General features: G+C 73.6%; 30 protein-coding genes. 10 read left to right on the forward strand and 20 right to left on the reverse strand.

The features are described from left to right. Nucleotides 1–79: 79 nt before the first annotated feature. Nucleotides 80–958, reverse strand: coding sequence for an RNA polymerase sigma-70 factor (locus ASF78_RS08830; protein ID WP_056586976.1), 879 nt, complete (start codon nt 956–958; stop codon nt 80–82). After that, nucleotides 955–1545, reverse strand: a complete 591-nt coding sequence (locus tag ASF78_RS08835) for a carboxymuconolactone decarboxylase family protein (RefSeq protein WP_056586979.1) — start codon at nt 1543–1545, stop codon at nt 955–957. Before ASF78_RS08835 ends, ASF78_RS08830 begins: the two co-directional genes overlap by 4 nt. A 116-nt stretch (nt 1546–1661) precedes the next feature. Here ASF78_RS08835 and ASF78_RS08840 point away from each other — a divergent pair, with 116 nt between their 5' ends. Beyond that, nucleotides 1662–2495, forward strand: a complete 834-nt coding sequence (locus ASF78_RS08840; RefSeq protein ID WP_056586982.1) for a hypothetical protein — start codon at nt 1662–1664, stop codon at nt 2493–2495. Here the strand turns inward: ASF78_RS08840 and ASF78_RS08845 are convergent. Next, nucleotides 2464–3342: an alpha/beta fold hydrolase gene (locus ASF78_RS08845; RefSeq protein WP_056586985.1), complete on the reverse strand. Its 879-nt coding sequence runs from the start codon at nt 3340–3342 to the stop codon at nt 2464–2466. The two genes, ASF78_RS08840 and ASF78_RS08845, sit on opposite strands and share 32 nt — an antisense overlap. A 56-nt stretch (nt 3343–3398) precedes the next feature. Between ASF78_RS08845 and ASF78_RS08850 the strand changes: the two genes are divergently transcribed. Continuing rightward, entirely contained in the window at nt 3399–5156 is a 1758-nt protein-coding gene (locus ASF78_RS08850; protein ID WP_056586987.1) for a BTAD domain-containing putative transcriptional regulator, read from the forward strand. Continuing rightward, nucleotides 5153–5686 (forward strand): N-acetyltransferase, encoded by a 534-nt coding sequence (locus ASF78_RS21945; RefSeq protein ID WP_082494876.1) that lies wholly within the window; start codon nt 5153–5155, stop codon nt 5684–5686. The genes ASF78_RS08850 and ASF78_RS21945 overlap by 4 nt, the downstream gene beginning before the upstream one ends. 94 nt (nt 5687–5780) lie before the next feature. On the opposite strand, the gene ASF78_RS21950 is transcribed toward ASF78_RS21945, so the two are convergent. The 7 genes from ASF78_RS21950 to ASF78_RS08890 all read right to left on the reverse strand — a co-directional run bounded on the left by ASF78_RS21950 (nt 5781) and on the right by ASF78_RS08890 (nt 11341). After that, nucleotides 5781–6281 carry a TM2 domain-containing protein gene (locus tag ASF78_RS21950; RefSeq protein ID WP_200940532.1) on the reverse strand — a complete coding sequence of 167 codons (501 nt, stop codon included), beginning with the start codon at nt 6279–6281 and terminating at the stop codon, nt 5781–5783. Nucleotides 6282–6354: 73 nt separating this feature from the next. Then, nucleotides 6355–6825 (reverse strand): SRPBCC family protein, encoded by a 471-nt coding sequence (locus ASF78_RS08865; RefSeq protein ID WP_056586990.1) that lies wholly within the window; start codon nt 6823–6825, stop codon nt 6355–6357. 77 nt (nt 6826–6902) lie between these two features. Then, nucleotides 6903–7658, reverse strand: a complete 756-nt coding sequence (locus tag ASF78_RS08870) for a transglycosylase SLT domain-containing protein (protein ID WP_056586995.1) — start codon at nt 7656–7658, stop codon at nt 6903–6905. 144 nt (nt 7659–7802) lie between these two features. Beyond that, nucleotides 7803–8477 carry an acetoacetate decarboxylase family protein gene (locus ASF78_RS08875; protein WP_056586997.1) on the reverse strand — a complete coding sequence of 225 codons (675 nt, stop codon included), beginning with the start codon at nt 8475–8477 and terminating at the stop codon, nt 7803–7805. Further along, complete coding sequence (glsA, locus tag ASF78_RS08880; RefSeq protein ID WP_056586999.1) at nt 8474–9469, reverse strand: glutaminase A; 996 nt, start codon at nt 9467–9469, stop codon at nt 8474–8476. The genes ASF78_RS08875 and glsA overlap by 4 nt, the downstream gene beginning before the upstream one ends. Nucleotides 9470–9473: 4 nt before the next feature. Then, nucleotides 9474–10127: a response regulator transcription factor gene (locus tag ASF78_RS08885; RefSeq protein ID WP_056587002.1), complete on the reverse strand. Its 654-nt coding sequence runs from the start codon at nt 10125–10127 to the stop codon at nt 9474–9476. Next, nucleotides 10124–11341, reverse strand: a complete 1218-nt coding sequence (locus tag ASF78_RS08890; protein WP_056587006.1) for a histidine kinase — start codon at nt 11339–11341, stop codon at nt 10124–10126. Before ASF78_RS08890 ends, ASF78_RS08885 begins: the two co-directional genes overlap by 4 nt. Before the next feature lie 122 nt (nt 11342–11463). Between ASF78_RS08890 and ASF78_RS08895 the strand changes: the two genes are divergently transcribed. The 3 genes from ASF78_RS08895 to ASF78_RS08905 are packed head-to-tail and all read left to right on the forward strand — an operon-like array spanning nt 11464 to nt 14749. Next, nucleotides 11464–12231 (forward strand): ABC transporter ATP-binding protein, encoded by a 768-nt coding sequence (locus tag ASF78_RS08895; RefSeq protein ID WP_056587009.1) that lies wholly within the window; start codon nt 11464–11466, stop codon nt 12229–12231. After that, a complete protein-coding gene (locus ASF78_RS08900) occupies nt 12216–13907 on the forward strand; it encodes a hypothetical protein (protein ID WP_056587012.1) in 1692 nt (563 codons plus the stop codon). The genes ASF78_RS08895 and ASF78_RS08900 overlap by 16 nt, the downstream gene beginning before the upstream one ends. Before the next feature lie 32 nt (nt 13908–13939). Further along, nucleotides 13940–14749: a DinB family protein gene (locus ASF78_RS08905; protein WP_056587015.1), complete on the forward strand. Its 810-nt coding sequence runs from the start codon at nt 13940–13942 to the stop codon at nt 14747–14749. On the opposite strand, the gene ASF78_RS08910 is transcribed toward ASF78_RS08905, so the two are convergent. After that, nucleotides 14677–15456, reverse strand: a complete 780-nt coding sequence (locus tag ASF78_RS08910) for a MerR family transcriptional regulator (protein WP_056587018.1) — start codon at nt 15454–15456, stop codon at nt 14677–14679. The two genes, ASF78_RS08905 and ASF78_RS08910, sit on opposite strands and share 73 nt — an antisense overlap. Nucleotides 15457–15459: 3 nt before the next feature. Then, on the reverse strand, nt 15460–15840 hold the full coding sequence (locus ASF78_RS08915; protein ID WP_056587019.1) for a VOC family protein: 381 nt from the start codon (nt 15838–15840) through the stop codon (nt 15460–15462). Between the two features lie 141 nt (nt 15841–15981). Between ASF78_RS08915 and ASF78_RS08920 the strand changes: the two genes are divergently transcribed. The 3 genes from ASF78_RS08920 to ASF78_RS08930 are packed head-to-tail and all read left to right on the forward strand — an operon-like array spanning nt 15982 to nt 18110. After that, the gene (locus tag ASF78_RS08920) at nt 15982–16971 is read left to right on the forward strand and encodes a hypothetical protein (protein ID WP_056587023.1); all 990 of its coding nucleotides are present in this window, start codon (nt 15982–15984) and stop codon (nt 16969–16971) included. A 1-nt stretch (nt 16972) separates the two neighbouring features. After that, a complete protein-coding gene (locus ASF78_RS08925; protein WP_056587026.1) occupies nt 16973–17713 on the forward strand; it encodes a hypothetical protein in 741 nt (246 codons plus the stop codon). 34 nt (nt 17714–17747) lie between these two features. Next, nucleotides 17748–18110: a VOC family protein gene (locus ASF78_RS08930; RefSeq protein ID WP_056587028.1), complete on the forward strand. Its 363-nt coding sequence runs from the start codon at nt 17748–17750 to the stop codon at nt 18108–18110. Nucleotide 18111: 1 nt separating this feature from the next. On the opposite strand, the gene ASF78_RS22990 is transcribed toward ASF78_RS08930, so the two are convergent. From ASF78_RS22990 to ASF78_RS23285, 7 genes are all read right to left on the reverse strand, one after another. After that, the gene (locus tag ASF78_RS22990) at nt 18112–19743 is read right to left on the reverse strand and encodes a cellulose binding domain-containing protein (protein ID WP_235518448.1); all 1632 of its coding nucleotides are present in this window, start codon (nt 19741–19743) and stop codon (nt 18112–18114) included. 95 nt (nt 19744–19838) lie between these two features. Next, nucleotides 19839–20678 carry a bifunctional 2-polyprenyl-6-hydroxyphenol methylase/3-demethylubiquinol 3-O-methyltransferase UbiG gene (locus tag ASF78_RS08940; protein ID WP_056587034.1) on the reverse strand — a complete coding sequence of 280 codons (840 nt, stop codon included), beginning with the start codon at nt 20676–20678 and terminating at the stop codon, nt 19839–19841. Nucleotides 20679–20729: 51 nt separating this feature from the next. After that, nucleotides 20730–21335, reverse strand: a complete 606-nt coding sequence (locus ASF78_RS08945; protein WP_056587037.1) for a hypothetical protein — start codon at nt 21333–21335, stop codon at nt 20730–20732. Between the two features lie 24 nt (nt 21336–21359). Next, nucleotides 21360–21689 carry a hypothetical protein gene (locus tag ASF78_RS08950; RefSeq protein WP_056587041.1) on the reverse strand — a complete coding sequence of 110 codons (330 nt, stop codon included), beginning with the start codon at nt 21687–21689 and terminating at the stop codon, nt 21360–21362. Further along, a complete protein-coding gene (locus ASF78_RS08955; RefSeq protein WP_056587045.1) occupies nt 21686–22522 on the reverse strand; it encodes a CPBP family intramembrane glutamic endopeptidase in 837 nt (278 codons plus the stop codon). Before ASF78_RS08955 ends, ASF78_RS08950 begins: the two co-directional genes overlap by 4 nt. An 81-nt stretch (nt 22523–22603) precedes the next feature. Next, entirely contained in the window at nt 22604–23146 is a 543-nt protein-coding gene (locus ASF78_RS08960) for a PadR family transcriptional regulator (protein WP_056587050.1), read from the reverse strand. Nucleotides 23147–23191: 45 nt separating this feature from the next. Further along, nucleotides 23192–24679, reverse strand: a complete 1488-nt coding sequence (locus ASF78_RS23285) for an ankyrin repeat domain-containing protein (RefSeq protein ID WP_056587054.1) — start codon at nt 24677–24679, stop codon at nt 23192–23194. 197 nt (nt 24680–24876) lie between these two features. Between ASF78_RS23285 and pdxH the strand changes: the two genes are divergently transcribed. Continuing rightward, nucleotides 24877–25545, forward strand: a complete 669-nt coding sequence (pdxH, locus tag ASF78_RS08970) for a pyridoxamine 5'-phosphate oxidase (protein ID WP_056587057.1) — start codon at nt 24877–24879, stop codon at nt 25543–25545. Between the two features lie 9 nt (nt 25546–25554). Here the strand turns inward: pdxH and ASF78_RS08975 are convergent, their stop codons facing one another. Continuing rightward, on the reverse strand, nt 25555–25974 hold the full coding sequence (locus ASF78_RS08975) for a hypothetical protein (RefSeq protein ID WP_056587059.1): 420 nt from the start codon (nt 25972–25974) through the stop codon (nt 25555–25557). Nucleotides 25975–25990: the final 16 nt, after the last annotated feature.

Genomic DNA, 25990 nt, shown 5'->3' on the forward strand with positions numbered 1-25990 from the left:
TCGTCCACGATGCCACCGGTGCCGGCGCCGCGCAGCGCCGGGCTCCGGTCGGAGCCGTCGCCGACCCGCCCGTCCACCTTCACCGGCTGAGGGTCGTCTCCTCGCCGAGCCGGGCCATCTTGTGCGGGTTGCGGACGGCGTAGATCCGCACGATCCGGCCGTCCTCGACCACCAGGCTCATCGCGGTGTTCAGCTCCCCACCGAGGTCGACACGCGCTGCCGGGGCGCCGTTGAGCCACATCGGCGTCGTCGCGAACTCGACGGTGAGCCGGGCGAGGCCGCTGAGGAACGCGGCCACCTTGTCCGCCCCGACGATCGGGTGCCGCGCCGCGGAGACCACACCGCCGCCGTCGGCCACGACGACCACGTCGGGAGCGAGCACGTCGAGCAGCCCCTGCAGGTCGCCGCCCCGGACCGCGGCCAGGAACCGGTCGACGACCACCGACTGCTCGGCCCGGCTGACCCGCTGCCGCGGTCGTCGGGCGGCCACGTGCTCCCGCGACCGGTGCGCGATCTGCCGCACGGCGGCAGGTGACTTCCCGACGGCCTCCGCGATCTCGTCGTACGGCACGTCGAACACCTCGCGCAGCACGAAGACCGCCCGGCCGGTCGGGTCCAGCGTCTCCAGCACGGTGAGCATCGCGAACGAGACGCTGTCGGCCAGCTCCACGTCGTCGGCCACGTCGGGGCTGGTCAGCAGCGGCTCGGGCAGCCACTCCCCGACGTAGTCCTCGCGCCGGCGGGCCAGCGTGCGCATCCGGTTGAGCGACTGGCGCGTGACGATGCGCACCAGGTACGCCCGTCCGTCGCGGACCTCGGCCCGGCCGTCGTCACCCAGGTCGGCCCAGCGCAGCCACGTCTCCTGCACGACGTCCTCGGCGTCGGCGGCCGAGCCGAGCAGCTCGTACGCGACCGTGAACAGCAGGTTGCGGTGCGCGACGAAGGGGTCGTCGGTCATGCCTGCGACGCTACGCGGCCGGGCTGCGACAGAGGCGGCAGGCCGCACGACGCCGCGAACCCCTCGGCCTCGATCCCGAGCGCGAAGTTCGTCCGCGCGTACAGGTTGGCGAGCGCCACCCACGACGTGAGCTCCACCAGCGCCGGTGCGCCGAGCTGGTCGAGCAGCCGGGCGGACAGCGCGTCGGTCACGGTCGGCGGCGTCTGCGACATCGCCTCCGCGTACTCCAGCACGTCCCGCTCCAGCGGGGTGAACGCGTCGGACTCCCGCCACCGCGGCACCTCACGGGCCTTCGTGAGGTCCAGACCCTCGTTGTTCGCCTGGAAGTAGCCGAGGTCCAGGCACCACGAGCAGCCGATGAGGGACGCCGCCGCCATGTGGGCGTAGGACTTCAGGTCCTCGTCGCACGCGTGCCACCGCGACGACTTCTGGCCCAGCGACATCGAGAGCTTCAGCACCGGCGGGCTGTTCCAGAGCACGCCGAGCGACTCGGGCACCTTGCCGAACATCTTCTTGCTGAACGTCTTCACGACGGTCCCGTACAGGCCGGTGATCTCGACGGCCGGGACGCGGGTGGTGCTGGTCATGTCTCCTCCAGGGGATGCGGTGTCGGGCACAAGACACCGGCCGAGGAGGATCTGTGACAGGTGGTATCCCGCGGGCCGTCCGCTCGTCCTTGGTGGTGACCCCGGGAGGAACCACCATGTCCGACGCCCCTGCGCGCCTCGTCCTCGACCGCCCCGCCGACGCGCGCGCCGCGGCCGCCCTGCTCGCCGACGGGACCCCCGTCGCGCACGGGTTCGGCGCGATCTACGCACTGACGTCCCGCGGTGACGGCGTCCGGCGGGTCAATTCCCTGAAGGGCCGGCCGCTGGACCAGACCGGCAGCGTGACCGCACCGACGGGTCACGTCCTGGACGCGTTCGACCTCGCGGCCCTCCCGGCGGCGGTGTCGCCGTCGCTCGTGCAGGACGTCGTCGACGCGTTCAGCGCGCTCGGCCCGTTCGGGTTCCGTGGCCCGGCCGCCGGTCACGTGCCCGCCGACCTGACCGCGCAGGACGGGGACACGACGACGACCCAGGTCATCGTGCCGGGCGACGGGTGCCCGTCGCAGGTGTTCCTTGCCGCCGCGTCCGACGCCGTCGGTGGCGAGCCGTTGGCGGTCTCGTCGGCGAACAGGTCCCGGCACGTCACCGGTGGGCTGGATGCGCCGGTGCACTGGCGGGTCGAGGGCCTGCGGGCCGAGCTCGGCGGTGCGGACCTGGTGATCCTGGAGCACGCTGACGACGCCGTCGCGCGGGACCGGTTCCCGCTGCACACCACGGTCTCGACGACGATCCTCGGGTTCCACCGCGCGGAGCGGTCGCACGGTCGCGTGCACCTCGTGCTGGAGCGACACGGGTCGCTGCACGTCACCGGCGTCGTCGCGGTGCTCCGGGGTCTGGGGCTCGGGCTGACGATCGCCCGGCGCGCGGAGACCCGGCTCGTCCCCCGCACCTATGACGTCAGCGGTCCAGCAGCTCTCGCAGCGTCCTGATCACCTGGTCCGGTGCCTCCTCGGCCATGAAGTGGCCGGCGTCGAGGGTGCGGTGGTCGACGCCGGGTGCCCACGCGTGCCACAGGGCGGCGGCGTCGTAGCCGAGCGCAGCGCCCCAGTCCTGCTGGATCACGGTCACGGGCATCTCCAGGGTCCGGCCCGCCGCACGGTCCTCGCGGTCGTGCCGCACGTCGACCCCGGCGGAGGCCCGGTAGTCGGCGACGATCGACCAGACCGCGTCGCGGGACGCGCGCAGGTACTCGGAGCGGTACTCCGCGGGGATGGCGTCGGGGTGCTGCACCCAGTCGTCGAGGAACGACGAGAAGAACCGGTCGGCGGTCGCCTCGATCATCGGCTCGGGCACGCCCACCGGCTGGGCCATCAGGTACAGGTGCCAGGCGACCTTCGCGTCGGCGCCGCGCAGGATGTCCCACATGTCGAGGGTGGGCAGCACGTCGAGGGTCAGCAGGTGCGTGACGGTGGCGGGGTGGTCGAGGGCGGCACGGGTCGCGACGAGGGCCCCGCGGTCGTGCCCGGCCAGCGCGAACGAGTCGACGCCGAGGGCGCGGGCCACCTCGACGACGTCGGCCGCCATCGTCCGCTTGGAGTACGTGTCCTCGGTCGACTCGGCCGGCTTGTCGCTCGCACCGTAGCCGCGCAGGTCCGGGACGACGACGGTGTGGTCGGCCGCCAGGTCGGCGGCGACGTGCCGCCACATGAGGTGCGTCTGGGGAAAGCCGTGCAGCAGCACGACGGCGGGGCCGGTGCCGGCGACCGCGACGGACAGGTGCGCGCCGTCGGCGGTGGGGACACGGTGGTAGTCGAAGCCGGGCAGGGTGATCGTCATGACCCCACCCTCGCCCGCCTCGATCAGCGCCCGATCAGCGCCACTACAGTGACCGCGTGGGTGAGCCGCGGATCCGGGTCCTCGGTCCGATCGGGGCCGAGATCGACGGCACCCCGCTCAGGATCACCAAGCCGCGGCACCGCGAGATCCTCGGCCTGCTGGTGGCCGCCCACGGCCGCGTCGTCTCGACCGACCGGCTCGTCGACGAGCTCTGGGACGACCCGCCCGCCGGTGCCGTCGGCGCCGTGCGGACCTTCGTCGGGGAGCTGCGCCGCATCCTCGAACCGGACCGCCCGCCGCGGACCGACCCCACGGTCCTGGTGACGGTCGGCACCGGGTACGCGCTGCGGGGCGTGAGTGTCGACCTCTGGGACGTCCGGGACGACGACCTCACCGAGCTCCCGTTCGAGGAGTTCGCCGACCGGCCCTGGGCGCAGCCCGAGCGCGCACGCGTCGCCGCGCTCCGTGCCGACGCCGTGGAACGAGCAGCCGACGGTGGAGGCGCCGAGGTGGTGCCGCTGCTGGAGCAGCACGTCGAGGCGCACCCGTGGCGGGAGAACGGCTGGCGGCTGCTCGCCCTCGCGCTCTACCGCAGCGAGCGGCGGGCCGACGCGCTCGCTGTCCTGCGCCGTGCGCGGACCCGGCTCGTGGACGAGCTCGGGCTCGACCCCGGCCCGCGCCTCGCGGACCTGGAGCGAGACATCCTCCGCGACGACGTCCCGGACACGGGAGGGTCGCTCCTGCTGCGGGCCGCGACGGCGCACGCCCGGTCCGGTGCTCGCGCGCAGCTGGAGAGCGCGAACGCCCTGCTGCCCGGGCTGGCGACGTCCGGCACCCTCGGGCTCGTCAGGGAGCAGCGGCTCGCCGCGATCGCCGCGGCGGAGGAGCTCGGCGACGCGGAGCTCACCGCCCGGATCGTCGGCGGGTTCGACGTCCCCGGCATCTGGACCCGGTCCGACGACCCCGCGCAGGCGGCGGCCCTCGTCGACGCGGCACGGCGGCTCCTGCCCGCGGCGACCGGTCGCACCCGGGCGCGACTCCTGGCGACCGTCGCGATGGAGTCCCGCGGCACGGCGGACCGTCGGGCCGAGGCCGACGAGGCCGTGCACCTCGCGCGGTCCCTCGGCGATCCGCAGCTGCTGTGCTTCGCGCTCGGCGCCCGCTGGATGCAGTGCTTCACCGCCACCGGCCTCGCCCGTGAGCGCGACGCGATCGGGGCGGAGATCGTCGCCGTCGCCACCACCGCCGAGCTGCCCACCTTCGAGATCCACGGTCGCCTCATCCGCCTCCAGGCGCTCTGCGCGCTCGACGACGTCCCCGCCGCGACCGTCGAGGCCGACGCGGTCGACGCACTCGCCGCACGCCACGAACGCCCCCTCGCGTCGGTGTTCACCACCTGGTTCCGGCACACGTTCACCGACGCCCCCGTCGTGCCGCCACCCGCCGACGACATGCCCGGCTTCGCGCACGGCATCGCCGCGCTCAGCGACGTGACCACCGCGCTGCGTGCCGGCCGCCCGCTGCCCGACGCCGACGTCGGCCCCTACGAACCGTGGGTCCGCCCGCTCCTGCTGGCCCGCGCGGGCCGCACGCCGGAGGCTGTCGCCGCACTCGACGCCGTCCCCGACCCGCCGCACGACCTCCTGCTGGAGGCGATGTGGTGCCTCGTCGCCCGCGCCGCCGGGGAGACCGAGCACCGAGCCGCCGGTCGCCGGGCCGCCGACGCGCTCCGTCCCGCCATGGACGAACGGGCCGCGGGCAGCGGCGTCATCGACCTCGGACCCGTTGCCGATCTTCTCCAGGAGACCCCATGACGATCACCCGCATCGACGGCACGACCGACGCCCGTACGACCTCCGCCGTCGTCGAGCTGTTCGTCGCGTACCGGCACTTCTACGGTCGCCTCGACACCGACGACGACGCCCGCACCTTCCTGCACCGTCGTGTGCGGACGCAGGACTCCTTCGTCTGGGCGGCGCTCGCCGACGACGGCGTCGCAGGGTTCGTCCAGGTCTACCCGGCGCACACCTCGCTCGACCTCGGCACGGTCTGGTGGCTGAACGACCTCTTCGTCGCCCCGACCGCCCGTGCGATCGGAGCCGGGCGGGCGCTGGTCCAGCACGTCCTCGACGAGGCCGCGGCGAACGGCGTGGCGGAGGTCCGGCTGGAGACGCAACCGTCGAACACGACGGCCAGGGCGCTCTACGAGCGGCTCGGCTTCACGCTCGACGGCCCGTCCGCGCCGGTCGCCGAGCACGACGGCGGGGCATTCCTCACGTACACCTACGGGGTCCCGGACCCGACCACGGGTGCGGCGAGGATGGCACCGGCCGAGTCCGTCTGAAGACGTGCCCTGAACGAGCCATGCCCCAGCCACGATCGGTGCGCACCGTACGGGTGATGCCGGTGCGCGCACCGACCGACCGGCTCCTCGCTGATCAGCCGCGCAGCAGCTTGCCGTAGGCGTCACGCGCGTACCGGCCACGCCGGACCGATAGGACGAGCAGCCCCTCGGTGAACCCCCACAGCCCCATGGCCAGGGCGGCGAGCCCGAGCGTGAAGAACCCGCCGACCACGGTGATGGCGAGCATCGTCAGCCCGCGACGCCAGTAGCCGAGGTACATGCGGTGCAGGCCGAACGCGCCCAGGAAGATCCCGAGCAGGCCGGCCGCGACGCGGGACCGGGGCCACGCCGACGGCCTGATCCGGAGGTCGACCCGCAGCCGCAGCCGAGGCCACTGTCGGGGCGTGCGGACCGGCGTCGGCTCGGGCACCGCGTCCTCGAGGTCCGGCACCGGACCGGGCGGGTACCGCACGGTCGCCGAGAGCGGCTGGTACGCGGGAGCCGGTGCGTGCATGGGGCGTCGGGTCACGACGGGGCGCTCGCGGACGTCGTCGTCCAGGTCGAGGACGACGGGCCGGTCGATGGTGTCGGTCACGGGTGCTCCCGTGGGTCGGGTTCAGCAAGTCCCCCGAGCGTAAGCCCGGGAGACGTCGCCGGGACAGGCGGAACTACCCGCCGACGGCCGCGAGCACCGCGGGGTCGGCGCAGCCGCGCGCGAAGCCGGCGATCCGACGGTCGATGTCGCGCTTCAGGACGACGCGCCCGACGCGCTCCGCGAGCGGCGCCAGCCACCGCGGCCGGCACGTGAAGCTGTACCGCCAGACGGCCTTGGTGCCGCCGTCGGGCAGCGCGGTGAACCGCCAGCCGCCCGCCATGACGGCGAAGAACCAGGGGCCCTCGACCATCTTCATCCCGACGTTCGTCGGCGGCTGGTACGACACGTACTCGCTGACCATGCGCAGCCCGGACCGGTGCCGGGTCAGGGTGCGGACGCCCTTGGCGGGGGCGGTGGCGTCGTCGAGGAACGCCTGCCGACGGATGAACGGGTCCCACCGCAGCCGCGTCTCGCCGGTGGTCTGGGACACCGCGAACGCGACCTCGGGCGGAACCGGGACGACGACCGACGACTCGACGATCACGGGGACATCGGCTCCTTCGGGTTTGTCTGCTCGGCTGCACCCTACGGCTGCAGCGTTCGCGCGACGCGTCCGCGACGTCAGTACCAGCCGTGGGACTCCGAGTGCGCCCACGCGCCGCACGGCGAGCCGTACCGGGCGTTGACGTAGGAGACGCCCCAGCGGACCTGCGTCAACGGGTTGGTCTGCCAGTCGGCACCGGCGGAGGCCATCTTGGATCCGGGGAGCGCCTGCGGGATGCCGTACGCGCTCGACGACTTGTTCTTCGCGGTGGGGTTCCAGCCCGACTCGCGCTGGAAGAGCGCGTCCAGGCAGCCGAACTGGTCCGCGGCCACCAGCGAGGCCGCGTACTGCTTGACCTCGCCGACCGGGGTGCTCGACGGGACGGTCGGGGCCGCGCTCCGCGCCGGTCGGCGTGCCGCGTCCCGTGCAGCCTTGTGCGCGGCGGCCTGGAGCTCGGCCTCCGCCTCTGCCTGCGCGGCGGCCTCGGCGGCGAGTCGCGCTGCCTCGGCCTGCTCTGCGGCGATCCGCGCGAGCTCGGCGTCGATCGCCGGTCCGAGCCACGGCACGTCGGCGTCCGGGGCAACCCAGACGGCGTCCGCCGGTGCGCTCACCGCGGCGGACACGGGCGCCTGGAGCGCGGTCGACGAGGCCTCCCCGTGCGTCCCGATGCTCGCGCCCAGCGGTGTCGAGCTCGCGCTCGCGCTGGTCAGCACCGCGATGGCGATGACCCCGACGCTCACGATGGGGGCCACGGTGAGCGGCCGCGACCACGAGAGCGCGCGGCGGGGCTGCGGCTCGGCACGGTGACGGTGCCGCTTCGGTGAAGCAGTCATGACTGACGGGTTCCTCACGTGGCGGGTGCCCGATCCTGGTCGTCGGACCCACCAGGGCATCGGTACCTCACGCGCCGGACATGAGGGGCTGTCCGAGTCGCCCCTACTCCGGTCCCCCGGACCCGAGGCCGTCGCTCGCGCCGGTCACGACTCGACCACCCGCCGACCGAAAACCACCGTGGCGTCCTGGACCGCGACCGAGGCGACCGGCCGGATGCCGTGCAGGTGGCCGAGCGGACCCGACTCGGCCAGGTCCCACCGGACCGCGAGCCGTCGCAACGTCCCGCGCACGGTGTTGTGGGCGACGACGGTCGACCGGTCGGGCCGGCGTTGCGCAGTCGGTAGCGGCAGCACCACCGGGACGGGCGAGAGGCGCGGGCCGACCCGCGCGGTCAGCCGGGCCACGGCGGTCCCGTCCGCGGTGCGCACCTCCGTCCGCACGGACGTCCCGTCGGGTCGGGTCCCCGGGACCGTGGAGCGGGTGATGCGGGCCAGGTCCTTCGGGATGCCCCACAACGCTCGGCCACCTGCACGGGACGCGGCGGTCGTCACCCAGATCTGCGGGATCGTCACGCGCGGCATCCGACCGTCGGTGCTCAGCACCGCGACGAGCAGCTCGTCGTAGGTGAGCACCCCACCCGGCACGTACCGGACGGCCGCGAGGCCGACCAGCGCCGAGCCGCGCACCGGCACCTCCTCGTACCCGACGGGCAGCGCCTCGGTCAGGCCGACGAGCCGGTCCGCGGGGACGCGGAGCACCGACACGAGCAGCTCGCTGCGCAGCGTCCAGGGTCCCGGTGGGTACGGGATGCCGATCACGAGGACGAGCCGACCTCGGGGCGTGACGCGAACAGGTTCAGGCCCAGTGCGCCGGACAGGTACCGGGTGGCCAGCCCGCCGCGGACGCTGTTGCCGGCCGCGTCGAGGCGCGGGGAGAACGTGCTCAGGCTCCCCTTGCCGGGTGCGACGGTCACGATGCCTCCGGACACGCCGCTCTTGCCGGGCAGCCCGATGCTGAACAGCCACTCGCCGGAGCGCTCGTAGAGGCCGCTCGTGGCGAGGGCGGCGAGCACGTACCGGCACACGGACGGGTCGACGACGCGCTCGCCGGTGACGGGGTTGACGCCGCCGTCGGCGAGGGTGGCGCCCATGACGGCCAGGTCGGTCGCGGAGACGAGCAGGGAACACTGCCGCGTGTAGACGTCGGTGGTCTCCAGGGGGTCGTGGGCGATGCGGCCGTAGGACTCCAGGAGCCGGGCGATGGCCTGGTTGCGGCGGTTGTGGGCTGCCTCAGAGGCGTACACGTCGTCGTCGAGCAGGAGCGGGCGGCCGGCGAACGCGGACAGGCCAGCCTGCAGGAACGCCCACTTGTCGTCGGCGGTCGCGCCCGGGACCAGGCTGGTGGTGGCCAGCGCTCCGGCGTTGACCAGCGGGTTCATCGGGCTGCCGTCGTTGAGCTCCAGGGCCATCACGGAGTTGAACGGCAGGCCGGTGTTGTTCACGCCGACGGCGTCGAGGACCGCCTCGGGGCCGAGTGCGTCGCAGACCAGCGCGAACACGAACGCCTTCGACACGGACTGGATGGAGAACTCGTGCAGGGCGTCGCCGACGCTGTGGGAGGCGCCGGTGACGGACACGATGCTCAGCCCGAACAGTGCCGGGTCGGCGTCTGCGAGCGCGGGGATGTAGTCGGCGACGGCACCGTCGTCGACGCCCGCGTACCGGTCGTGCGCCTCCTGCATGAGGCGTTCGACCAGCTCGAGGCGGGGCAGGGTCCCGGTGGAGATCAGCTCGGGGAAGTCGTCGCTCATGGGCTCAGTCTCGCGGGCGCGCGTCGTGCGCGCGGATGGCGAGCTGGACCCGGTTCTCCAGGCCCAGCTTGGTGAGCGCGCTGGAGATGTGCGACTTCACGGTGCCGAGCGACAGGAACAGCTGCTCGGCGATCTCCGCGTTGCCCAGGCCGTCGGCGACGGCCATCGCCACCTCGTACTCCCGCTGGCTGAGCCCGGCCTCGCGCAGGTCGGGGGCGGCGGGGGCGCCACCTGAGCGGGCGTGCTCGATGAGCTGGGTCAGGACGCTCGGCGAGACGATCGGCTGCCCGTCCGCGGCGGTCCGGACCGCGTCGACGATCTGCTCGGGCGGCGTGTGCTTGAGCAGGAACCCGGCGGCGCCGGCGCGCAGCGCGTCGAGGACCACGCCGTCGGTGCGGAACGTGGTGAGCACGATGACGGCGGGCCGGGGATCCGCCCGCAGCCTGCGCAGCGCGGCCACCCCGTCGAGACGCGGCATGCGGACGTCGAGGAGGACGACGTGCGGCCGGGTGCGCGCGACGGCGTCGTCGAGCTCGTCGCCGTCGGACGCCTCCCCGGCGACCGTGATGCCGTCGGCGCCGGCGAGCATCAGCTTCAGGCCGGTCCGGACCAGGGGGTCGTCGTCGACGAGGAGGACGCGGATCTCTCGATCGCTCATCGCGCCCCGGCCGGGAGCACCACGGTCAACCGGAACCGCCCGTCGCGGACCGCGGCGTCCATCCGACCACCCTCCAGCCGCACCCGTTCGGCCAGCCCGACGAGCCCGCGCCCGGCACCGGGGATCTCGGCGGCGGTCAGCCCGACGGGCACAGCGTTCTCCACCTCGACCAGGAGGTCGTCGTCGTGCTCCGCGACGACCACGTGCACGGTTGCGTGCGGGGCGTGCTTGCGGGCGTTGGTCAGCCCTTCCTGGACGGCGCGGAACGCGGTGCGCTGCATCGACTCCCGCAGGCCGTCCGTCGGGACCGACATGCGGATGTCGACGGACTCGCCGGCCTCCCGCGCCTCGGCGACGAGCTGGGGGATGTCCCGCAGCCGGGGCTGCGGGCGGTCGGTGCCGGGCGAGACCTCGTGCAGCACCGTGAGCAGCTCGCTGAGGTCCTCCACGGCGCGGTGCGCGTTCTCGCGGATGACGACGGCCGCGTCGTGGATCTCCGCCGAGGTCGGCGCCGTCGCTGCCGGGCGGGCGGGGTCGGTGCGGTACTCCAGCGCGCCGGCGTGCACGGACAGCAGCGAGACGCGGTGGGCGAGCACGTCGTGCATCTCGCGGGCGATCCGTTCGCGCTCGTCGCGACGCGTCGTCGCCAGCCGCTCCTCGTAGCGCTCGCGGTCCCGGGCGGCGGACTCGCGCAGACCCTCGATGACCTGACGGCGGGACCGCGCGAGCAGCCCGGCGCACAGGACCAGCGCGTACATCAGGGGGATCGTCACCAACCACACCAGCAGCTCCATGCCCGGCAGCGGGAAGAGCCAGTGGTAGGGCAGCGCGGTCGCGATGTGCAGCGCGGTGATCGCCACGGAGCGCAGCGGCCGGGACCACGTCGCCATCCGGAAGACGCCGACGAGGGTGGGCACGGCGGCGGTGATGGCCAGCGCCCCGGGGAGCACCAGCAACAGGCCCACGACGCTCGGGTACCGGCGGGTCCACCACAGGAGCAGGCACGCGACGAGACCGAGGGCGATGTCGAGCGGCCAGAACCACGCGCTGACGCCCGCGACGAAGGACGGGTGGATGAGGAACGCGTAGTAGTACCAGGACCAGAGCGAGACGGCGAACACGATGCCGTCGGCGACCCACTCGCGGCGGGTCCGGTGCGGCTCCAGCGGCGACAGCGCGCGCAGCCACCTGCGGGCGCGCGCCGCTTCAGCCATCCTCCGAGGATACGGAGACGCGGTCCGACGACGACGGTCGGCCGACGACTTCTGGCCGGACGGCCGGGAGGTCTGGCCGATCGACCGACGAGGCCGTCGGGCCGGAGGTCGAGACTGGGGGCATGGCAGACGAACACGCACTCGAGCTCATCGACCTCCGCCGGGAGTTCGCCGAGAAGGTGGCCGTCGACGACATGTCGTTGCGCGTCCCGTACGGGTCGTTCTACGGGGTGGTCGGACCGAACGGCGCCGGCAAGACGACCGCCCTGTCGATGGCGGTGGGCCTGCTGCGGCCCACGAGCGGCCGGGCGCTGGTGCAGGGGATCGACGTGTGGGCCGACCCCATCGGCGCCAAGCAGCGGCTCGGGGTGCTGCCCGACGGCCTCGCCCTGCCCGAGCGGCTGACCGGCGGGGAGCTCCTCACCTACTGGGGACGCTTCCGCCGGCTGCCGAAGGACGTCGTCGCGGCGCGCACCGGGGAGCTGCTGCGCATCCTGGAGCTCGACGAGGCCGAGACGCTGGGCACGCTCGTCGGCGAGTACTCGACGGGCATGCGCAAGAAGATCGGCCTGGCCACCGCGCTGCTGCACGCGCCGAAGGTGCTGGTCCTCGACGAGCCGTACGAGGCGGTCGACCCGGTCTCGGCGCGGGTGCTGACGCGGATCCTGCGCCGGTTCACCGAGGGCGGCGGTGCCGTGGTGATCTCCAGCCACGTCATGGCGATGGTCGAGCAGCTGTGCGACCGCGTGGCGATCGTGGCCCGCGGGCAGGTCGTGGCCGACGGCACCCTCGACGAGGTGCGGCGGGGCGCCAGCCTCGAGGACCGGTTCGTCGAGCTGGTCGGCGCCCCCGAGGTCGACGAGGAGGAGCTCGCATGGATCGGGAGCTGATCTCGCTGAAGTTCACGATGCTGCGGAACACCACGCCGGGGCTGCGCAAGGTGGGCTGGGTGTTCGGGGGCGTGGCCGTCCTCGCGACCTGGGCGGTGGCCCTCCTGGCGTCCGGGGACCAGGTGCGCGCGTCCGCGCTGACCCTCGTGTTCGCCCTGTGGGGCCTCGGCGCCGCGATCGGACCGGTCCTGACCAGCGGGGCGGGTGTCCTGCGCGCCGACTACTTCGCGCTGCTCCCGTTGCCGCGAGCCGCCCTCGGACGCGGCCTGCTGGCGAGCGTGCTGGTGAGCATCGCGTCCGGCTTCGTGCTGCTCGCCCTCCTCGCGACAGTCGTCCACGCGCTGTCCGTGGCGCCCGAGACGGTCGTCGTGGTCCTCGTCGGCGCCCCCCTGACCTGGTTGCTCGTCGTCACCCTGTCGCGCCTGGTCTACGGCCTGCTCGGTGCGGCGATGAAGACCAAGCTCGGTGTCGAGATCGCCGGGGTGCAGTTCGGCCTCATGTTCGCCGCGTGGTTCGCCGGCTGGATGGTCGTGCAGGTGGCCGTGGAGAGCATCCCGAAGCTGCTCCAGGACGGTCTGCCCGAGGGGATCATCACGACGGTCGTCGACGCGCTGCCGACCTCCTGGACGGTGCTCGCCGTCGACGCCGCAGCCGCGGGCGACTGGTCACGTGCCGGGCTGCTGCTGCTCGCGCTCGCGGGCGTGGACGCCGTCCTGGTGCTGGCCACCATCCCGCTGCTGGTGCCCCGCAGCGCCGCCGTCGAGAAGCGGCGGCAGGGGCGTCGCTCCCGCGCCCTGGTCGCGGGCGGCGGGATCCTGCCCGCCACCCAGACCGGCGCGGTCGTGATGAAGGAGCTCCGGCAGTGGCGGCGGGACGCCTGGCGCGCCCTGGAGAGCAGCACCGCCGTGTGGACGGGTGCCGCGATCGGCGTGTTCGCCCTCCTCGGGGGCTACACCGCACCGGTCGCGTCGTTCGCCGGGCTCATCGTCGCGTTCATGCTCGGCCTCAGCGGGTGCAACCTCTACGGGCAGGACGGGTCCGCCGTGTGGCAGAACGTCGTCGGCGAGGACGAGTCGTCCGTGCGGTCCGACGTCCGTGGCCGCCAGTGGGCGATGCTCCTCGTGTTCGTTCCGCGTGCGCTGGTCGTGTCCGTCGCGTTCCTGCTGCTCAGCCAGGCGTGGTGGGCCGTCCCGGTGCTGCTGGCGTCGATCCCGGCGGTGTTCGGTGCCGCCGCGGGCGCCGCGATCCTCGTGTCGGCGCTCGGGGTGTCGCCCGGAGTCGACCCGCGCCGACGGCTCGGGCCGAACGACGCGAACGGCAACATCGCCCTGCACGTCTGGATCGTGCTCCTCCTGGTCCCCGTGGCGTCGATCCCGACGGCCGGGATGATCGTGTGGTCGCAGCTCACCGGGTCGGCCGCGCTGACCGTCGCCGCGGTCGTGGTCGGTCTGCTCAACGGCGTCGCCGCCGCGTGGGCGCTGGGCCGCGTCGCGATCGAATACCTGACCACACGCATGCCGGACGTGTTCAGCCGCATCCGGTACGGGCAGGTCTTCCGGGAGGCCGACGACGGGCTGCTGTCCTGGGTGGAGAGCACCACGCTCAAGGGCGAGCAGGACCTGGCGAACCAGAAGCAGAAGCAGCGGGAGGCCCGGCTCGCGCGCGCTGCCCGGTGACGGTGTCGGACCCCCGTCCTAGCGTGGAGGGCATGGCGGAGTTCCGGGACGCAGACCTGCACGACGCACGCTTCACGATGGTGGACCTGACCGGCGCCACGTTCCGGGCCGTCGGTCTCCACCAGGTGGTGATGCGGAACGTGGAGATCACGCACACCACCATCGACGGGGAGATCGAGGACCTCGTCATCAACGGCGTCGACGTCGCCCCGCTGATCGAGGCAGAGCTGGACCGTCGGTTCCCCGACCGGGTCCTGTTCCGGCCGACGACCGCCGACGGGTTCCGGCAGGCGTGGGACCGGAACGAGGAGCTGTGGTCCGCGACCGTGGAACGTGCTCGACGGCTGCCGCCGGAGACGCTGCACGAGTCGGTGGCGGAGGAGTGGTCGTTTGTCGAGACCTTGCGCCACCTCGCGTTCGCGTCGGAGTCGTGGGTGGGCCGCGCCGTCCTGGGCGACCCCACCCCGTGGCACCCGCTGTCCCTGCCGTGGGACGAGATGCGGCCCCGCCCGGGCGTCCCGCGGGACCGCGACGCGCGGCCGTCGCTCGACGAGGCGCTCTCCCTCCGGTTCGCCGCGATGGCACTCGTGCGGGGTGTGGTCGACGGCCTGACCGACGAGCAGCTCGACGTCCCCGGGGCACCGCTGGTCGGTCCGGGCTGGCCCGACGAGGGCGACTCGTTCACGCCGCGCCGGTGCCTGCGGGTGGTGCTCAACGAGGAGTGGGAGCACCGCAGGTACGCCGAGCGCGACCTGACCGTGCTGGAGGCTCAGCGCAGCGGCGCCCAGAACGACCACGGCTCGCCCTCGGGGCCGAGCGCCCCGTACTCGCGCACCCCGTAGGGCTGGTCGGCCGGCGGGAACGTGACGGTGCCGCCACGCGCGACGACCGCGTCGTGGTGGGCGTCGACGTCCTGGACCGTGACGACGAGCATGCCTGTCGCGCCCCCGAGCGTCGCCGGCGACGCGAGACCCCACTCGGGAGCGACGCGGTGCAGCATGACCATCCCGTCGGCGGTGCGGACCTCCGCGTGCACGACCGTGCCGGTGTCGTCGCGGTGCAGCGGTCCCGGCTCCAGCCCGAACACGTCGACCAGGTGCCGGTGCGCGGCCTCCAGGTCGGCGTAGACGAGCACCGCGATCCGGCGCAGCGGCTCGGTGGCGGCGACGATGGTGTCCTCGAGGACGGCGAGCAGACGCCGGCAGACGTCCTCGTCGGCGGGACCGTCGGCGGGGACCACGGTGAGCCGGTGCAGCAGCCGCTCCATGCGCAGCACCTGGTCCTCCAGCGTGGCCAGGTGCGTGCGCAGGGCACCGTCGAGGGTCCAGGTCGGGTCGTCGAGCGCCGTGGCGATGTCCTCCAAGGACGTCCCGAACCGCCGCAGCACGCTGATCCGGTAGAGCCGCTCCACCTGCTCGCGCCGGTAGACGCGATGGCCCGCGGTCGTGCGGTCCGGCGTCAGGAGGCCGATGTCGTCGTAGTGGTGCAACGTGCGGACGGTCAGGCCGGAGACGTCCGCCAGCTCACCCACCCGCCACTCGTCGGCCATCGCTCAGCGCAACGGGGAGTGGATAGCCCAGCGGTGGCCGAACGGGTCCACGAGCCAGCCGCGCTTCTCGTCGCCCTGGTCCGACGGCTCCCGGTCGACGGTCGCACCCGCGGCGACCGCCGCGGCGTAGACCGCGTCGGCGTCGTCGACCCCGAGCACGACCGCGCACGAGCTGTGCCCGAGCGTCGCCGGGGCGTAGGCGCCGTAGTCGTGGAACTCGTCGGACAGGTAGAACGCGTTGCCGGCGATGGTGAGGGCGGCGAAGCCGATCCGCCCGTCGCCCTCGTCGCGTTCGCCGGTCTCCTGCGCGCCGAACGCCGCCGTGTAGAACGCGATCGCGGCCGCCGCGTCGTGCACCGTCAGGTACGGGACCAGGCTCGTCATGCTCGCTCCTCGGCTCGGGCGGCGCACCGTCGTCGCCGCTGCGCCCGACGCTAGGCCCTCACGTCACGTGAGGTGCAAGGGGGTGTGCTTGTCCGGTCGTGGGCCGAGGGCTAGCGTCGAGAAGGACTCGGGGGGCACTCGATGAGGACGTACGACCAGCCGCGCACGCCCGCCGCTGGCGCGCCCGGCCGCGCGAACCACGCCCGCCGGACCCCGGAGCCGTTCCTGCACGTCCTGCAGCGGACCGCCGGCAACAGGGCCGTCGGCGAGTACCTCCAGCACCCCCCGACGCGGTCGGCCGACGCGGTCGTCGAGGTCGAGGACGAGCCGGAGAGCGAAGGTGCCGAGGGCATCTTCGCGTCGACCGCGACGCACGGGCTCGGGTCCCCGGCCGCGGCGTCGGGCGGCGCCGTGCTCGCCGGGCTGGACGGGTTCGAGGCGCTCGCGGGCCCGTCGGTGGGCTCGGCGGCCGACATCATGGGTGGCGGCTCCGCGCCGAACGGGATGCGGATCGGGCTCACCAGCGCGCCCGACGGGTACAAGGCGCCGCAGTTCGAGTTCGGCACGGTCGCGGCGATGGGTCCGACCGCGGCCGACCCGCCGACGTTCACCTGCACGCCGACGTGGAAGCAGCACGTGGACGAGGGCAGCAACGTCTGCTGGTACCTCCCCGCGGGCAAGCACAAGTCGATCACGCAGCGTGGCGGCAAGGACGTCTACATCACGCTGAGCGCGGCGATGTCCACGCTCGACGAGCGGGCCGAGCGCGAGCATGCCGACGACATCAAGCAGGCGCGCGACATCTCGATCCAGGAGGCCGAGACGCTCCTGACGCTCCACGTCATCGGCAAGACCTTCCCCGCCGCCGCGACCGCCACGGCGGCCCAGCAGCACGTCCTCGACGCGATCACGGCCAGCCTCACGCACCCCGGGCTCGGCAACGACCAGAGCACCTGGGCGGCGACGTACGACCGGCTGTTCATGAAGACCGGGGTACGCGACGTCAAGAAGTGGCACAACTTCGGCGAGACGGGCCCACCCGTGGTCACCGCGACCCAGATCGTGCACACCGTCGCGGCGGGGTCGACGAGCATCGGCACGACGTCGTCCGCCGCCCTGATCGTCTACTGACATGGGATCCGTCGTCGTGCCCGTCACCGCGTTCTCCGACGAGCCCACCGCCTGGCTCGACCACCTCGAACGCCGCACCCGGCACACCGTGGGTGCCCGGTGCGCCGCCGCGGGCCTCGTCGTGGTCGGCCGTCGCACGGGAGAGGTCCTCGCCGTCGACGCCGTGCTCCAGGGGGAGGCCACGGGCCCCGTCGCCCTGCCGCCGGTCCCGCGGGACTTCGACGGCAGCGAGGGCCTGACCCCGGCGGTCCATGACGGCGAGCGCGCGCTCGTGTTCGCGGTCGCGGGGGCCGACGGTGCCTGGGTCCTGCTGGACCGGCCCGGGGCGGCCGTCGGCGAGCGGTCGGTGGACGACCTCGACGCGCAGGTCCAGGCGGCGACCTGGTTCGCGCGGCTCCCGCACGACGACGCCCGGGTCGTGGCGCTCGTCGACGCCGCCGACGACGGCAACCCGGCGACCGTGTCCAGCGCCCTGCGCGCCCTCGGCGACGAGCAGCTCCACGACGCCACGACCGACCTGATGACGCTGGCCCTCGCGTCCGACGTCCCCGCCCTCCCCGCCGTGCTCGCGGCCGTCGCGCTGTGGTTGCTCGACGAGCACGCGCGGGCCTCGGCCGCGCTGGCCGGCACCGTCGACCGGCTGGGCCGGGACCGGTTCCTCGAGCTGTGGGGCGTGCAGGAGTCCGCCGACGACCCGGTGCTGCTCGTCGCCCCCGACCCGGACCTGTTGCCGTACGCCTGACCGGGTGTGGGTGGTGACCCCTAGCGTCGGTGTCATGGCTCCGACACACCACACCCTGGACTACGTCGAGATCGCCGCGCCGGACCTCCCGGCGGCGATCGACTTCTACTCCCGCGCGTTCGGCTGGGAGTTCACGCAGTACGGCCCCGGCTACGCGGGCATCCGGCGGGCCGACGGCGACGGCGAGGTCGGCGGGCTCAGCGCGGAGGGCGTGCCCGGGACGGGCGGCCCGCTCGTCCTGCTGTTCTCCGCCGACCTCGACGCCACCGTCGCCGCGGTGGTGGCCGCCGGAGGGACCGTCGTCAACGGCCCCTACGGCTTCCCGGGCGGACGCCGGTTCCACTTCCACGACCCGGCCGGCAACGAGCTGGGCGTCTGGGCGGCTGCTCCGGAGTAGGTCACCCGACGCTGCAGGTGGGGGTGAGTCCCCCTGCGGAGCCGGTGGCCTGGAACCCGACCTCCGTCACCTGGCCGGCGCCGAGGGAGCCGTTCCAGGCGACGTTCGTCAGCTGGACCGGTCCCGTGCTGGCGGACCGGGTGACGTTCCACGCGTTGGTGATGGTGGCGCCCGACGGCAGGGTCAGGCCGACGTTCCACCGGCTGATCGGCGACGAGCCGGCGGTGATGCGGATGCTGGCGACGAAGCCGCCGGTCCACTGGTTGACCGCCACGGTCGCCGTGCAGCCGCCGACGGGCGGGCTGGTGGGCGTCGTCGTCGGCGTCGGAGTCGGAGTCGGACTGGTGGGCGTGGGAGTCGGGATCGGGGTGGTCGGTGTGGGGGTCGGCGTGGGGCCGTCCCCGAGGACGGGCGTCTGCCAGTCGACCCAGTCCGCCAGCCGGCCCTGCGCCTTGCTCGAGATCCGGAAGGTGCCGGGCGTGCTGCCCGTGCCCAGCAGGAACTTCTGGATGCTCTGCTGCAGCGGCGTGCGCCACTCGGCGCGGTTCGCGCAGTGCGAGCCGTCGGTGACGTCGGACCAGTAGGTGATGTTCCCGCCGGCACCGAGCGCCTTGTAGACCTCCGCGCCTCCCAGTGCCGCCACGCTCGCCGAGCGGGGTCCGAGGTTGGCGATGTGCGGGTTGTCCATGATGAGCAGTCCGCGCGGTGCGACGAGACCGACGATCTGGTGCGTGTCGACCGGTAGCCGGTTCGGGTTGCCGGTGAACGTCCCGAACGCGTCGCCCAACCACGGCTGCTCGCCGTACGCGCTGCTCAGGCTCTGCGCGCCCTCACCGGGGATGCCCCGGAAGATCGGGACGCCGGCGCTGCCGGACTCGATGGGCATGGTCAGCGCGATCCGCTGGTCGAACGCGCCGGCCACGAACGCCCCCTTGCCGAACCGCGAGCAGCCGGTCACCCCGGTGGCGTCGGCCGTCAGGATGCTGCCGCCCGCCTGCTCGATGACGTCGATGATCCGGCTCACCCCCCAGGCCCAGGCCATCAGCAGACCGGTGCTGCTCTGCGCGCCGTAGAGGGCGTAGAACGCGCCCTGCTTGTTCGAGCGGCCGGTCCCCTCCTTGCCGACGGTGTACGGGTCGTAGCTGATGACGGCGGCGCCGGCGGCCCGGATCGCCGCGGTGTCCGCACCGAACCCGCCGTACACGACGACCGCCGGGAACGGACCCGTGCCGCTGGGCAGCTGGACGCTCGCGGAGAAGCTGGAGCTCCTGCCCTGGTGGGTCGTGCTCACGGTGATGCTGGTCCGCGACACCGTGCCCGTCACGCTCGCGGGCCGGCCCGGCTTCTCGCCGTAGACGAACTTCTCCGCCAGCCGCTTGGTCAGCTCCCGCTGGCAGCGCCAGTCCGCCTTGGTGGCGATCCGCGTGCCGTTGAGTGCCGTGAACGGGTCGGGCAGCTTGGCGTTCGTCGGCAACGAACCCGCGTCGGGCAGGGTCGGCACCGCGCAGTCGGCGCCCTCGTCCTCCACGGCGGCGACGAACGGCGCCGCCTGCGCGGGAACCTGGACGACGACGGTGGCCGCCATCAGCGCCGCGACCGACAGTGCGACGACGATCGAACGGGTCCTGGACACGGGTGCTCCCTCATGACGGGCGACTCGTCCGACCACGGTCGCTCTGCCGCCGACGATCCGGCAGGGCGACGACGGGCAGCAAAGCGACGAAACCGTTAGGCAGAGGGTGAACGAAAACTTTCGATACCCGGACGGGTCGCCACCGTGACCAGGTGCGAGCTGAGACCCAGCAGGCTGGGCTCCCGCTCGACGACCCGCGCGGCGTCGAGCACCACGTCGCGGCGGGCGTCACCGTCGTCGAACGCGGACGCCAAGGGCTTGATCCAGTGGGCCAGACCCTCGACGCCGACCGTCTCCCGCACGACGAGCCCGGCCTCGGTGGCCTCCGCGGGGAGCTCCTCCGGTCGGTGGAAGTACGCGGTCGTGAACCAGCGCGGGTCCCCGGTGGGGTTCTCGTGCACCCCGGTCGCCAGGTCCTGCGCGACGATCGCCCGGAACGCGGGGTCGAACAGGTAGGACTGCGCGAGCCCGTCGAAGAGGGACGCGAACCGGTTGATCGCCATGGCGATCACCACCCCGCCGGGCACGACGACGCGCAGCGCCTCCCGCCACACCGCCAGCCGGTCGGCGGGGTCGGTCAGGTGGTACAGCGGGCCGAGCAGGAGGACGGCGTCGACCGACGCGTCGCCCACGGGCAGGGCGCGGGCGTCACCGACGGACGCGGTGAACCGCTCGTGGCCGCCCAGCCGCGTCTCGGCCCGCTCGACGTGGCCGGGCAGCAGGTCGACGAGGTGCACGGTGTGGCCGTCGTCGAGCAGCCACTCGGCGTGGACCCCCGTCGCGCCGCCCACGTCGAGCACGCGTGCAACGGGAGGCAGGTGGCGACGGGCGATCTCCTGCACCCGCGCCAGCTCGAGCCGGCCGAGGCCCTCGCGCAAGCGGGTGTCCTCGTCGTACGCGGTGTCGTAGTGCTGGTGGATGGCGGGCTGCTCCATCGCGACAACGTACGAGCCCGCCCGGGCCGGTGCACGGGGATATCGGTCAGGTCACGACGTCGCTTCTCGGTAGGCCTTCTTGCCGTACCTGTCCAGGTACTCGTCGACGAGGTCGGTGTCCCGCTTCCTGGCGAAGCTGGACCCCAGGTAGGCGATGGACGGCTTCTCGAGGAGGGGGAGCAGGTCGTCAGGAGTCAGGGCCGTGTCGACGAGCTCAACCTCTTCCAGGTGCGGCACGTCGGTGAGCATCGTGATGTCCGAGAGACCTTTGCAGCCCCAGATGCGCACGGTCGTCAGGTGGTCGAGCCGCTGCAGGTCAGGCAGGACGAGAGGGCCCCGGGTGTTGAGGATGTGCAGCTCCTCGATCTGGGTGAGATCCGCCAGGAAACCCCAGCCCGAGGCCGACCTGAAGCCGTTGAGGAAGAGGCTCCGGAGCGTGCCGAGCTCCGCGAGGGCACGAGGATCGGCGACCTTGACGTTGATCAGCCCCAGTCGCTCGATGACGGGCAGGTTCGTCAGGAATGCCAGTGACGCGTGCTGCGACCTCCAGAGCTCGAAATCCCGTCTCGACGTGTATCGCCCGACGAGGAGCTCCGACTCCGAGAAGCTGCCCTCGACGACGACGGTGCCCTGCACGACGCGAATGTTCTTCGGCATGGGTGTCCTCGTGTGGAGCCGCTGTCAGCTGACGAGCTGTCGGAGGAGCAGGACCACGGTCGCGGCGGGTGCGAGCGCGGCCAGGACGACGGTGCTGAGCCAGCGCCAGCGCGGTGCCCAGCCGCGCCGGGCCTGCACGATGCCGGCGACGAGCGCGGGCAGGGCGGGAACCAGCGAGACCATCAGCACCACGACGGCACCGAGGTCGCCGAACCCCTGCGGGTTCCGGAACCCCTCGACGGCGTAGACGACCGCCAGCACGGCACCGACCGCCGCGGCGACGGCCAGCAGCAGCGCCGCCCAGCCGATGACCGTCGCCCACGGGACCCGTCGCGCCACTGCCTGCTCGGTCATGCAGGGACAGTACCGACGCCCGTGCGCCCCCAGCGCCGGTAGACCACGACCGCCGTCAGGATCAGCAGCGGGAGCACGACGAGGCTCTCGGGGCGGACGCCGAAGACCAGCGGGGTGTCGATGACCACGACCTCTGCGGACAGCAGCGGCCACGCGACCGCGTTGGCCATGCCGTGCCCGAGCACCGCGGGCCACACGCTTCCGGTCCGGTCGCGGGCGACACCCCAGATGACGGCCATCGCGAGCACCGCGACGGAGAACATCGGGATCTGCACGACCAGGGGGAGAGTGGTGTAGCCGTCGCCGAACGCGACGATGTACGGCACGTGCCACACGGCCCACAGGACGCCGACGGCGAGGTGCCGCCGCAGCGCCGGGACGCCGAGCGCCGCGAGCCGGGGCTCCAGGTACCCCCGCCAGCCGAACTCCTCGAACGCGGCGAACGTGAGGCGGGCGACCAGCCCGGTGGCGAACAGCACGGCGAACCGCTCGGCCGCGCCGGGCGCCAGGTGCGCGTCGCCGACGAGCGCACCGAGCACGAGCGGCACCGCGAACAGGGCGGGGAACAGCAGCAGCGCGACCGCGTACCAGCCGCGCTCGCGGCCGAGGCGTAGGCCGGCGTCGGCCCAGCCCTCCCGCCCGATCGTGCGCAGGCCGACGGCCAGGAGGAACGGGCTCATGATGAACAGCAGGGCGCCGGCGCTGGTCTCCGGGTCCGGAGACGACGCCATGACGAGGCCGCCGAGCGTGGACAGGACGAGGACTCCGACGGCGTAGACCAGCACGGCCTGCCGGGTGGCGGGCTTGCGTGTGCGGGGGGCGGTCATGGTCATGGTGGGCTCCTTCGGGCGTGGGGCATCGCCCGGCCGCCGGGATGGCGGTCGGTGGATCCGTGGACGTTCAGTCGGGCTGGGTCAGCTGGTCTCGGCGAGCAGGTCCTGAGCCCAGTCGAGCTCGGCGCGTGCGTGCACGAGTCCGTTGGCGAGGGTTGCGAGACGCAGGCGCATCTCCAGGGTCGGGGTGATGCCGGCGGCTGCGAGCGCCTGCTCGGAGCCGACCCGGGTCTGCTCCAGCACGGCCGCGAGCTCACGCGCCTCCGCGGCGCGTTCCTCCAGGACGGCGCGGACACGGTCGGGGCCGAGGCGGCCGACGAAGAACAGCCGCACGAGGAACACCTCGCGCGACGGCACGTACTCGACGGGTGCGGCGAGCCAGGAGTCGAGCTCGGCCAGCCCGGCGTCGGTGATGGAGTGCTCGCGCCGGTCGGGCTTGCCCACCTGCGGGATGGTTCGCACGTCGACGAGGCCTTCTGACGCCAGGTGGCCGAGCGTGCGGTAGATCTGCGCCTGGTCGGCCGGCCAGAAGTGCGCGACCGACTCCTCCATGTGCTTGCGCAGGTCGTAGCCGCTCATCGGGGAGATCGAGAGGAACCCGAGGACGGCGTGCTTGAGGGACATGGCTTGAGACTAGAAGACATGTCTCTTATAAGACAAGTCCTCTATTCACCTGAGCAGCGCCGCTACCGACGAGCGACCGAGGTGGCGCGCCCAGTCCAGCGGTGTCGCGCCGAACCGGGCGTCCCGCAGCGTCGGGTCGGCGCCGAGCCTCAGCAGCAGCGCGACGAGGTCGGTGTCCCCGAGGTCGACCGCGGCGTGCAGGGCGGTCTCCCACCGCTCCTCGACGGGGACGTCCTGCCTCCCGTACGCGTTCACGTCGAACCCGACGTCCACCAGCAGCGCGACGGTGTCGTGCCGACCCCGCGCCGCCGCCCAGACGACCAGTCCCGGACGCTGGTCGCGCGCCTGCGCCGCCACGGCGTCCCCCAGCGCCACCACCCGGTCCCGGTCGCCCAGCATCGCGGCCTCGACGAATGCGTCGACCGGCGCCACGTCGACGCGTTCCGCACCGCGCGAGACCAGGAGGTCGACGACCCTGCGGTCGCCACTGGCGGCGGCCAGGCTCAGCGGTGTCGGAGGGGTCGGGTCCGAGCGGCCACCGGTCGGCCACCTCCCGTCGTCGAACGGCGCATGCAGGTCCACCCCCTGGTCGGCCAGCAGCTCCACCCGGGCGAGCTGCCCGTGCTCGACGGCCCAGCGCAGCAGGTCCCGCACCAGCCTCCTGGGCTCGTCCACCGCCTCCGGACCCAGCCGGCGGCGCCAGACCCCGCCGTCACCGCGACCGAGGCCGTACTCGACGAGCAGGACCAGGTGGTCGTCGTCGGCGCCGAACATGCGGTTGTACAGGGTCTGCCCGTCGTTCGGGTCGGCGCCGCGGTCGAGCAGCAGCCGGGCGAGCGCGAGCGACTCCGGGTGGCGCGGCTGGCTCACCGGACCGCCCTCGCCCTCGCCGAACACGCCGGTGAGCAGGGTGAACAGGGTCGGCTCGCCGTGCCAGAGGTAGCCCTCGTCCGGGTCCGCACCCGCATCGAGCAGCAGCCGGGCCGTGCCGACGGGGTCCCCGCCGCCGACGCGCGAGTAGGCCAGGTAGGCGAGCGGACGCCAGCCGTGCGGGCCACCGCGACGACGGGCCAGCGCCGGGTCCCGGTCGAGCAGGCGGGCGACGACGTCCGCCCGGGACGCGGCCGAGGCCGCCCAGATGTCGTCCTCGACGAGGTCCGGGTGCGCGACGAGGAGCGCCCGGGCCGCGGCCCAGCGATCCGGTCCGTCGCTGCCCGAGTACGTCAGGCACGCGAGCCGGCAGAACTGGGCGCCTACCGACTGGTCCTCGTCGCTGGGATCCCAGGTGTGCGCGGTCCGGGCGTCGAGGTGGTGGCGCAGCCGCGGCCAGCTCGGGAAGCCGTACTCGCGAGCCACGGTGAGCTGCGCGGCGCTGAGCCGGAACGTGGTCAGGTCCGCCGGCGGGTCCGGGTGGTTCCGCGCGATCCGGTCGGCAGCCTGCGGGTCCCCGGCCACGGCGGCGCGCTGCAGGGCGCGGGCCTGGCGGCGCAGGTGCCCGAGGTCCGGGTGGGCGGGCAGGGACAGGGTCGCCACAGCGACCTCCTCTCGTCGCCCGGTGTCCGCGTGGTCGGGCCGAAAGGAGGCGGAGGGGTGCAGCCGTCTCACGCCCAGGTGGGCTGTGCCCTGCCCGCGGACCGGTCGGCTGCCTGGAAGCCGCTGTCAGCCTAGACCCGAGAGACGTACGCTCGCCGGGGCCCGGGCAGCCGGACCGACGAACGAGGGGTGGCGGTGTGCGCAGCGAGTACTCGGGCGAAGGGCTGAGCGAGGACGACCTCGCGCCGACGCCGCTCCAGCAGGTCCGCCGGTGGGTCGCCGAGGCGCACGCTCGGCACGCCGAGCGCGGCGACGTCGTCGAGCCGACGGCGCTGTCGGTCGCGACGGTCGACGCCGACGGCAACGCGAACGTCCGCACCGTCCTGATGCGGTTCCTCGACGAGCGCGGGCCGGGGTTCGTCACCGACCTCGGCTCGGCGAAGAGCCGCGAGATCACCGCCACAGGATCCGTCGCCGCGTCGCTGACGTGGCCGGCGATGTTCCGCGCGGTCCGGTTCCGGGGCCGCGCCGTCCCCGTGGGTCGTGACGAGATCGTCGCCTACTTCGCCACCCGCCCCTGGGGCTCGCGGATCAGCGCCTGGGCGTCCGACCAGTCGCAGCCGATCGCCGACCGAGCGACGCTGGTCGCCACCTACGAGCGGTACGCGGCCCTGTACCCGGACACGGGGTCGGCCGGCGACGTCCCCGTCCCCGACGGGTGGGGCGGCTGGCGGATCGAGTGCGACGAGGTGGAGCTGTGGGCGGGCCGACGCGACCGCCTGCACGACCGGCTGGTGTACACGCGTGCGGCCGACGGAGGCCTCGACACCGCCGAGGCGTGGACCGTCTACCGCCGCCAGCCCTGAGCGCCCCTGTCAGGGCGCCCGGCGCCTACCGGCCGCCGCCGTGCGTTCCTGCTCCCCGGACATCGTGCCGACGAGCCACAACCGCCAGGTCAGGAACTCCTGCAGGCGGTCGGCCTGCCCGGTCCGGCGCAGCAGCGCGAACAGCTCGTCGGCCACCTCGTCCGCGCGGTCGTCGTGCGTGACGACGAAACCCTCGACGGCCTCCCGCAGGTGCCGGGTGGCGTCGTCCGTGCGGCCGCGCGAGTCGTCCAGCCGGCCCAGGAACCAGAGCACGTCCGCGGCAGCCGGCACGTCGCCGAGCTCCAGGTACGCCTGGACGGCGCGGTCGGCGTGCTCGGCGGCGGCGTCCGTCGCGTCGTCCCCGCCCTCGGACAGCAGCCGGCGCGCCGTGGCCAGGTCCGCGTCGGCGGCGCTGCGTTCGTCGGTCATCGGGTCTCCTCCGGTC

The organism is Cellulomonas sp. Leaf334 (assembly GCF_001424195.1).
Taxonomy (GTDB): Bacteria; Actinomycetota; Actinomycetes; order Actinomycetales; family Cellulomonadaceae; genus Cellulomonas.